Source organism: Lacticaseibacillus manihotivorans DSM 13343 = JCM 12514 (genome assembly GCF_001435035.1).
In the GTDB taxonomy this organism is placed as follows: domain Bacteria; phylum Bacillota; class Bacilli; order Lactobacillales; family Lactobacillaceae; genus Lacticaseibacillus; species Lacticaseibacillus manihotivorans.
The window spans coordinates 1-8,817 of the sequence record NZ_AZEU01000115.1; the positions used below are offsets into that span (position 1 = coordinate 1).

General features: G+C 47.0%; 8 protein-coding genes and 1 pseudogene. 5 read left to right on the plus strand and 4 right to left on the minus strand.

The genetic code is table 11. The annotated features are described in order from the left end of the window. Nucleotides 1–76 precede the first annotated feature (76 nt). Nucleotides 77–916 (minus strand): MurR/RpiR family transcriptional regulator, encoded by an 840-nt coding sequence (locus tag FD01_RS06195; protein ID WP_054718898.1) that lies wholly within the window; start codon nucleotides 914–916, stop codon nucleotides 77–79. Between the two features lie 131 nt (nucleotides 917–1,047). Between FD01_RS06195 and FD01_RS06200 the strand changes: the two genes are divergently transcribed. After that, nucleotides 1,048–1,710 (plus strand): ribose-5-phosphate isomerase A, encoded by a 663-nt coding sequence (locus FD01_RS06200; RefSeq protein WP_054718901.1) that lies wholly within the window; start codon nucleotides 1,048–1,050, stop codon nucleotides 1,708–1,710. Between the two features lies 1 nt (nucleotide 1,711). Continuing rightward, entirely contained in the window at nucleotides 1,712–2,692 is a 981-nt protein-coding gene (locus FD01_RS06205; RefSeq protein WP_056963257.1) for a Gfo/Idh/MocA family protein, read from the plus strand. A gap of 62 nt (nucleotides 2,693–2,754) precedes the next feature. Here the strand turns inward: FD01_RS06205 and nagE are convergent, their stop codons facing one another. Then, a complete protein-coding gene (nagE, locus tag FD01_RS06210; RefSeq protein WP_054718907.1) occupies nucleotides 2,755–4,740 on the minus strand; it encodes an N-acetylglucosamine-specific PTS transporter subunit IIBC in 1,986 nt (661 codons plus the stop codon). A gap of 609 nt (nucleotides 4,741–5,349) precedes the next feature. Between nagE and FD01_RS06215 the strand changes: the two genes are divergently transcribed. Continuing rightward, complete coding sequence (locus FD01_RS06215; protein ID WP_056963259.1) at nucleotides 5,350–6,072, plus strand: GntR family transcriptional regulator; 723 nt, start codon at nucleotides 5,350–5,352, stop codon at nucleotides 6,070–6,072. Between the two features lie 72 nt (nucleotides 6,073–6,144). Here the strand turns inward: FD01_RS06215 and FD01_RS06220 are convergent. Continuing rightward, a pseudogene (locus FD01_RS06220) lies at nucleotides 6,145–7,244 on the minus strand (peptidoglycan-binding protein). Nucleotides 7,245–7,666: 422 nt separating this feature from the next. Here FD01_RS06220 and FD01_RS06230 point away from each other — a divergent pair. Both FD01_RS06230 and FD01_RS06235 read left to right on the plus strand, forming a co-directional pair. Further along, entirely contained in the window at nucleotides 7,667–8,038 is a 372-nt protein-coding gene (locus FD01_RS06230) for an iron-sulfur cluster biosynthesis family protein (RefSeq protein ID WP_054718916.1), read from the plus strand. Between the two features lie 78 nt (nucleotides 8,039–8,116). After that, a complete protein-coding gene (locus FD01_RS06235) occupies nucleotides 8,117–8,533 on the plus strand; it encodes a GNAT family N-acetyltransferase (RefSeq protein ID WP_054718919.1) in 417 nt (138 codons plus the stop codon). Between the two features lie 4 nt (nucleotides 8,534–8,537). Here the strand turns inward: FD01_RS06235 and FD01_RS16565 are convergent. Next, on the minus strand, nucleotides 8,538–8,817 hold a 280-nt coding region (locus tag FD01_RS16565; RefSeq protein ID WP_420864842.1), incomplete at its 5' end, for a transposase.

The window sequence follows — 8,817 nt, forward strand, 5'->3', positions numbered from 1 at the left end:
CAAGAGTTACCTTGCGTCTAAATCATATTCAGTTCCAACAAATTGGGTAAAGGTCACTCGTGGCGTCTTTGTGTGTTCAAATTTTCGCATCAGCGATCAGATGCTCATGGGCTTGAATATGATCGGAGTACGCCGGATCTTGCGCCAGCAATAATAAGAATAAGGCTTCAATGGCTGCCGTCGCAGACAACCTTGAAAAGTAATATTCAGATTCGAACACTTGTTGCCGCACAGCGGTTAAAATGTGGACCTCCGCCAGCTTTCCCAACGGCGAATCATCTCGATTGGTCAACGCAACGACATGAATATCATGTTGCTTGGCATACTGGGCTTGGTTGATCAAATGGGCGGTTTCACCAGAATTTGAGATCACCAACAGTACTGATCCTGTTGGTAAATTCATGGTTTGCGCCATGCTGGTTTCATAAGTCGCATCACAAAGTGCCAAAAAGCCTAACTGATTGAACTTGTATACCGCATCTAAGGCTACCGGATACGTGCCCCCAGCGCCAGCACACTGAATCACTGGTGCTTGTTTCAACCAAGTCAACAACGTGTCGATTTGGGCCGAATCGATCCCCTGGAGGGTCGCCTTCACTTCAGCGATTTTATTTTCGGCAATATTTTGCAACGCTTGGTCAGTCGAATCAGCGTGAATATCATGATAGTAATTATGTTGATCCTCCGCAGCTTGGGCCAGTTCGATTTTGACTTGGTGAAAGCCGTCGCGATTCAAATTCCGACAAAAACGCGACACAGAGGCTTCACTGACTTGCGCTGCTTGCGCCAATGCAGCAATCGTCATGTTCACGACCAAGCTGGGATCAGCTAAAATCACGGCTGCAATTTTGCTATCGGTGGCAGACATTTTCGGCTGCTGGGCGTACAAGTCGTTGATGATATTGCGTTGGGTCATGGATTTCCCCTCATTTCGTCAATTTCTACACCTTCCAATTTAGTAGATTTCTTTCGGTTAAGCAAGCGCTTGACAAATTTAATTTCACATTTTAATATGACTGTGAAATTAAATTTCTCAGGAGGCGCCTCATGTCCAAACAAATTCAAGCAGCTTTAGCGATGATCGAATCTGGCATGGCCATCAGCTTAGGCGTTGGCAACCATATCAAGCAATTAGCGCAAGCCATCGCCGCGAGTTCACTGACTGATCTGCGGATCTGCAGTCCTTCAGAAGCGACGATTGCGACTTGTCGTGAATTAGGCTTAACCGTGGATCTTGGTCTCACCGGAACCGATATCGCCTTTGACGGCTGCGACCAAGTGACAAACCATTTCGAAGCGTTGAAAAGCGGTGGCGCGATTTTTACTTATGAAAAGCGCAATGCGATGTTGAGTCGACAATTTGTGTTATTGGTAGGCGAAGAACGCTATGTGCCAGAATTTGATGGGCAAGCACCACTAACGATCGAAGCGCTCGATGTTGCCATCCCTTTAGTGCAACAAGTGGCTTCAGCCTTTCACACCACGGCTAAGCTTCGCCAAGCCAGCAACTATATGGGTTTCACGCGGACACGCGACGGCAATGTCGTAATCGATCTGCCACTATCTGCTGAAACCAAAGTGCATGCGCTCGCCCAGCGTTTGGAAAATCTGCCAGGCGTCGTGGCCACTTCTTTATTTGAAGGCTTGGTGACGACGATTTTGTTGGAAACTAGCGACGGAGACGTGCAACGTCTAGAAAGGACTTATTAAAATGACCACATACAATTGGGGCATGATCGGTACTGGTGTGATCGCACATGAAATGGCGGATGCCTTAAACGCAGTGAACGGCTCGATTTACGGCGTCACTGCGGTAAATGCAGAACAAACCCAGCAATTTGCCACTGAGAAACACATTCAACATGTCTACCCGAATGCTGAAGCGATGATTGCCGATGCCAACATCGATATCATTTACATCGCCACCCCACATACCTTCCACTATGACTACATCAAAAAGGCGTTGAATGCAGGCAAGCATGTTCTTGCGGAAAAAGCGATCACCGTCAATGCCAAACAATTTGATGAGGTCCAAGCTTTAGCCCATGAAAAAGGGTTGATTTTAACGGAAGGATTGACCTTATTCCACATGCCGATTTACCAAAAAGTCCAGGATTTGATCGCGTCAGGCAAACTTGGCGATATCAATATGGTGCAAGTCAACTTCGGTAGCCTCAAAGATTATGATCCGACCAACCGCTTTTTCAATAAGGACCTCGCAGGCGGTGCGTTGTTAGATATCGGCGGTTATGCCACCGCTTTTGCGCGCAGCTTCTTGAATTCGCAACCCAATGTCACTCTCACCACGGTCAAATTCTTTGAAACTGGCGTCGATGAACAATCTGGGATCATTTTGAAAAACCCAGAACAACAAATGGCGGTGATGGCGTTATCCTTGCGGGCCAAACAACCTAAGCGAGGCGTGGTTTCAGGCACCAAAGGTTATGTCGAGATCAACAACTATCCGCGGGCCACTGAAGCATTAGTCACTTACACCGAAGATGCCCACAGCTCGCACACCGAAACGTTGACTGCAGGTAACAGCGACTTGGCTTTACAATATGAAGTTCAAGACATGCAGCGCTACATTGAAGTCGGCCATGATGATGGTCAGTTAGCCATGTCTCGCGATGTTTCCCACATTATGGATGATGTTCGCAACGCCTGGGGCATGAAATTTCCATTTGATTAAATCAAAAAACGCACTTTTCAGCCGAGCACAGCTGAAAAGTGCGTTTTCGATTTAACTAGAAATTACTTCGTGGTTGCAGTTAAGACCTTGGCATCATCTGTGATTGGATCCTTAACGGCGTTGTACTTCAACAAGCCGACTGCATCCATATTGGTGATGATCACGATCATTGGCGTTTGCTTACCAGCAGCTTTGATCGATTCGAGATCGACTTTGGCCACCAGTTGGCCATGCTTGACCTTGTCGCCATCAGCAACTTGGACATCAAAGCCAGCGCCTTTTAATTCAACGGTGTCTAAGCCCATGTGAAGCAAGACTTCCAACCCGCCAGCAGTCTTAAAGCCGATGGCATGTTTGGTTGGGAACACAGTGGTAACTTCACCGTCAACAGGAGACACGATGTTGCCGTCGGTTGGATCGATGGCAAAGCCGTCACCTAACATCTTTTGGGCAAAAGTAGGATCGCTTAATTGATCAAGTTCCAAATAATGACCGTTAGCCACACTGTGGAATTCAACCTCTACGCCAGCTTCGGTTGCAGAAGACTTCGCAACAGCCGGAGCTGGGGCAGCACTTGGTTCGATCGCAGAAACTGGGGTGTTGGCTTCTTTTAATTGGCTCAAAGCATCCGCCACGAATTGAACTTCCGTACCGACAATAATTTGTAAATTGTTCTTATCTAACACGTTGATCCCTGGAACGCCAGTGGCTTTGATCGCCGCTTTATCGATGTTGCCAGTATCAGTCAACTTCAAACGCAAACGCGTCGTGCAGTTATCAACCACGTTCAAGTTATCGCTACCACCTAACGCAGCATAAATGCGCTTTGCTTGAACGGTGTACTTGTCATCATTGGCATCAGTAACCACTGCCGGAGCAGCTTTGCCATCATCGGCAGGCAATTCTTCGCGACCTGGTGTCATGATGTTGAACTTCTTGATGGCAAAATCAAAGCCGAAGTAGTAGATCACAGCCATCACTAAGCCTTGGATGATCAACATGTAAGGCATGTTGGCAATTGGGTTCTTGAAACTGAGGACGAAATCGACTAACCCAGCGGAGAACGCAAACCCAGCAGTCCAGTGCATAAACGCTGCAAAGGCTAAGGAAATACCAGTGAACACCGCATGGATGACGTACAATGGCCAAGCGACAAACATGAAGGAGAATTCAAGCGGTTCAGTAACACCGGTGAAGAATGAGGCAAAGGCACCGGCTAACATTAAGGAACCAACTTCTTTTTTGCGTTCTGGGCGCGCATTTTTGTAAATGGCAAACGCACCAGCTGGTAAACCGAACATCATCACTGGGAAGAACCCAGCTTGGAACATCCCGGTAACGCCTTTTGGCCCTTGGGAAGCTAAGAACTTACCGATATCGTTGATCCCGGCAACGTCAAACCAGAACACAGAGTTCAACGCTTGGTGTAACCCAGTTGGAATCAGCAAACGGTTGAAGAAGCCGTACAAGCCGGCTCCGACTGCACCGAGTTTAACGATGGATTCACCAAAGGCGACCAACACGTTATAAACCGGTGGCCAAACAACAAACAGAATCGCAGACACGATCATCATGACGAAAGCTGCCATGATCGGCACCGCGCGTTTGCCTGAGAAGAAGGACAAGGCCATCGGCAACTTAACTGAGTGGAAACGGTTGAATAAAGCAGCCGCGATCAACCCAGCGATGATCCCGATGAAAACGTTCGTGATTTGGGAAAAGGCCGGATCAACGGCTGTGACCTTAACGCCAGTAAATGCGGCGATGTTTTCAGGCTTCAACACGTTGACTGGGACTTCAAAGGCAACTAACCCAGCAAAAGCTGCGGCCCCGTCTTTGCCTTCGGACATCCCCAAGGCAACCCCGACAGCAAACAGAATTGGCAATTGACCCAAAATTGCCAAGCCACCTTGCAACAGGAACGTTGCAATGGCATTAGGCCCAAAGGACAGCCAGTAATTGGCGATCCCGACCAAAAGCGCAGCAGCTGGCAGTACGGCGACTGGCAGTTGTAAGGAGCGCCCAAGGTTTTGCATATATGATTTCATGAGTTCCTCCAAGATCTCTAGTCGGTCAGACTAGTATAAATTTAGTACACGTAGCAGTATGCCAAGCATGAAAACGCTTTGCAAGTAGTCAAGCATTGGTACACACCAATTCAATCGGCCAGGCACGATTTCGGTTACCTCGAAGATACCGTCACTCATACGCTTTCATTTCGCGTTTTTCCAAAGTGGTATACAAAAGCCGAACGAATTGTAAAAATATTGGTCCAAAATGCTGTAACCGGTTTCCGCTTCCATTGCCGTTGGCACGATTAAATTGGCCTTTATTGGTTGTGGTGTCACTTAATTTATCCGAATTCAAAATTGGTTGAGGCTAGTGGTATGGGCATTTCTGAAGTGAAATCGAAATTCATCCCAGGTTGATGTCACACCTTGTCTTTCATTCCTGCAATAATCTGCTCGATGATATAAATTAATAAATATAAATTATTTCCCGAATAATCATGATGATGCCGTATCACGTCACTAGCTGGTCTACAACACACGAGTTGATGCAATCAACAGTTACCTTAGCCGGCAAAATGTTGTGAGTCGGCGCAAATCATCTATAATAATAGTAATCACTGTGATTGCTCAGAAAGCTGGTGAAGCATGACCCTTCCTCAATACAAGGCAGTTGCCGCAGCCCTCATCCAGCGGATCAACACCAAACAATATCCGCCGCATACCAAACTGCCAGATCAAGTGACTTTGGCTCAAGAATTTGGTGTCAGTCGGATCACCATCCGTGAAGCCTGCGATGAACTCGAGCAAAAAGGGCTCATTTGGAAAAAATCTGGCTCAGGCACTTTTGTCCTCAACACCGCGATGTTCAACCAACATGTTCGCCCGAATTCTTGGTTTGCTGGCGTCACCACGACCAATCCTCGCGCGGATGTCAGCACCCAACTCTTAAATTTCTCAGTGGGCTTGCCAACGCCTAAAATCCAAACAAAGCTTCAATTGACACCAGACGAGCCGATTTATATCGTCGATCGCCTACGGAAACTCAAAGGGATCCCGCACTCCTTGGAACACAACATCATCCCGATCAAACTGGCGCAAGATTTGACTCGTGAGATCTGCGAGCAATCCCTTTACGATTATTTTCGTGACGATCTCAACGTCCAGCTTTCAGGCGCCAACCGCAAAATCACTGCTGAGCTCGCCAATGCCCAAGATATTTTGTATTTAAATGTGGCGCCAGGCGATCCGATTCTTTCAGTCGAACAAGTGACTTGGATCACCACTGGCGATCGATTAATTTATGCCAATTTGCGCAATTTACCAAGTTCCGGCGGTTACGTTACGATGGCAACGTTCACTAACCACTGATCCTCAGACACTGCAAAAAGACGAGCACCCAACTTTGGGGGTGCTCGTCTTTTGCTGTAAAGATCTCAGTTCTTATTTTGCTGCTTTGGCGGCATCGATGATCGCTTGTAAGTAGCCGGCAGTATCGACAAACGTGGCGCCTGATACTACGTCAGCCACTTTCTTGGTTTTCTTCACATTACCCACTGCCGTTTCCAGTTCGGCAATGGTTTTCCCATTGGCAAACGCTGCAATGGCATCAGAGTTTTCGATCCAAGTATGCGTGGCTTTGGCTTCTTTGGTCATCAAAGCAGAATAAGCTTTGGAGTTGGCGCGCTTAGATGCCAACACTGTGCCTGACTTGATGCCTTTGCCGAAATCTTTATCTGAGTTTGGCAAGGCGCCAAAGGTAGCACTCGGCGTGTATTGAAATTCATCGACGAAAACATTCGCGATCTTATTGTTTTGCATCGCCACGGTAATGATCCCAAAACTTTGTTTGCCGTGCGGTGCTGCTAAGATCTGGCCTTCAGTGACATTGTTATCCGTGGTCGCGACGCCTTTGGAAACCATGCCGTTTGACGCCACATCATAAATGGCTTGCACATAGCCGGCGGTATCGGCAAAAGTAGCGCCGGAAACCACGTCTGAAGCTTTCTTGGTGGCTTTCAAATCAGTGACAGTTTGTTTGAGATCGGAAACCTTTTTGCCTTTGACGTAGTTTTGAATCGCAGTCATGCTTTCTTCCCAAGTCTTTGTCGCCTTAGCTTCTTTCTTCATTAAAGCAGAGTAAGGCTTGGAATTTTGTGCTTTGCCGATCAAGAATTTGCCGCTAGGATAGCCTTTGCCAAATCTTTATCAGAGTTTGGCACACCAGTCCAATCAGCGGATTTGTCGACATATTGGAATTCATCAATGCGCGCAGCCACAATGGTATCCCCATTTAAGGTCACATTCACTGCGGCAACTGACTGGGTGCCATGCGGCGCGGCATAGCCTTGGCGCATTACCAAAGTGCCAGCAGCTGGCGCGGTTTCGCCAGATTTCAGGCCATCATTGATGGTGATTTTTGTTTTCGTAGTGGCACTGGAGCTGGACTTGCTAGATGAATCACTATCTTTTGTATTGCTGCCGCATGCTGCGAGACTTAACGCCATGATCATGGTGACGCCGACTGTAACCAGTTTCTTCATATCTTTTTCCTCCTGAGATGGTGAACAGTTGCCAATCCAAGCCGTGCAGTCTTATCAATATGTGAATTATATCACGTCCAGAAAGCGCTTACTACAAGTTTATTGTGTCCAATGTCATCTGCCGGCACGCATGGGGCAAAAATGGCACAAAAAAATGGTCGCCATGGGTGGTGGCGACCAAGGAGTAAGGATTGGCCAAGTAGTGGGTGGCTACCTGGCGATTTTTACTTGGAGGAGTAAAAATGAAAAAGTTGGGTATGGGTATGGAAATAAGTGGGTGACTTATGTCCATACAGTCAATATAACGGCTAAATGTGAAGAAATTGTGACGAAAAGCAAATATCGTTCGAAAAAATTGTATAGGCTTATAAATTGCGTAATAGACTCAAAGTGACTATGCTTATGTCAGGGAGTGTTGAAAAATCAAAGGAGGCACTACGAGGGAAATTCATTTTAACGATGCGGCAGTGGCGAAGCTCACCCCGCATTTGGCACCAGATAAGCGCTTGTTGTTGACCTTTGAAGATGGCGTCGGTCCATATTCGCAACATGCCATGATCCATATGCAAGTGCAATTCACGATCAACGTCATCCCCGACTCTGATGACGCCACCGATTATGATGTGGATCTGCCTAGTAATTTAGGCCCAGTCGGCATCAAAGGTTACTCGCAAGAAGACTTAGATGAACACTTGAGTTTGAAGTATGTTCCTAATATGAGCATTTTTACCTTGTCCGGCGATGGTGGGGATATCGACGACAATGTGCAGTTCATCGATTTTACCGAATCCTAATGTTTTTAAACATGAACTCTCATCAACAAAAGGGTACAATCATCGCAGACACTTTAAAGATGATTGTGAGGCAATATCGTGCAGTACCGATTTGAAACTGGTTTGACCATTCATGAAATTAAAAAGCTTTATGGCGGCGTGGGCTTCACCCATTATTTACAAGACATCGGCGAAACTGCTCGCGGCATCGCCAATTCAACGTTACTAACCGCACGCGATGAAGACGGCAGCTTAGTCGGCTTGATCCGCGGCGTGTCGGATATGCACACGGTGTTGTTCATTCAAGACTTGATCGTGTTGCCTGAATACCAACATCAAGGCATCGGCCACGAACTGTTGGATCAATTCGACGAATACTTCAAACAAGTCGCGCGCATCGTGGTGGTATGCGATGATCCGGATATGCAAGCGTTCTTTACCGCTGCAGATTACATTCCAGAAAACGACACCGCCATCACCACCTTCATTCGCCCGCGGCGTTTATTAGAACGGTGAATTGTCAAATTAAGTGCAAAGTCTCATTATAGAAAACTTCGTAGGGTGTTCTCCAACCCAGACACTTCTTGGGCCGGGTATTCAATTTATGAGCGTACTCTGCGAATTCTGGTGCAGGAATATCAGACATGTCTTGAGACTTAGGAAGATACTCACGGAGCAGATTGTTTGTATTCTCATTCGTGCCTCTTTGCCAAGGAGCGTGTGGATCTGGAAAGTAAAATTCAATCGCAAATTGCAAGAACAAGTTAGCCACCCCATGGCACGACACCGTGAGATGAACT

Bases quoted from the DNA above. Each gene is read 5' to 3' on its own strand.
- FD01_RS06195 (WP_054718898.1), bottom strand. From the start codon at position 916: ATGACCCAACGCAATATCATCAACGACTTGTACGCCCAGCAGCCGAAA.
- FD01_RS06200 (WP_054718901.1), top strand. From the start codon at position 1,048: ATGTCCAAACAAATTCAAGCAGCTTTAGCGATGATCGAATCTGGCATG.
- FD01_RS06205 (WP_056963257.1), top strand. From the start codon at position 1,712: ATGACCACATACAATTGGGGCATGATCGGTACTGGTGTGATCGCACAT.
- nagE (WP_054718907.1), bottom strand. From the start codon at position 4,740: ATGAAATCATATATGCAAAACCTTGGGCGCTCCTTACAACTGCCAGTC.
- FD01_RS06215 (WP_056963259.1), top strand. From the start codon at position 5,350: ATGACCCTTCCTCAATACAAGGCAGTTGCCGCAGCCCTCATCCAGCGG.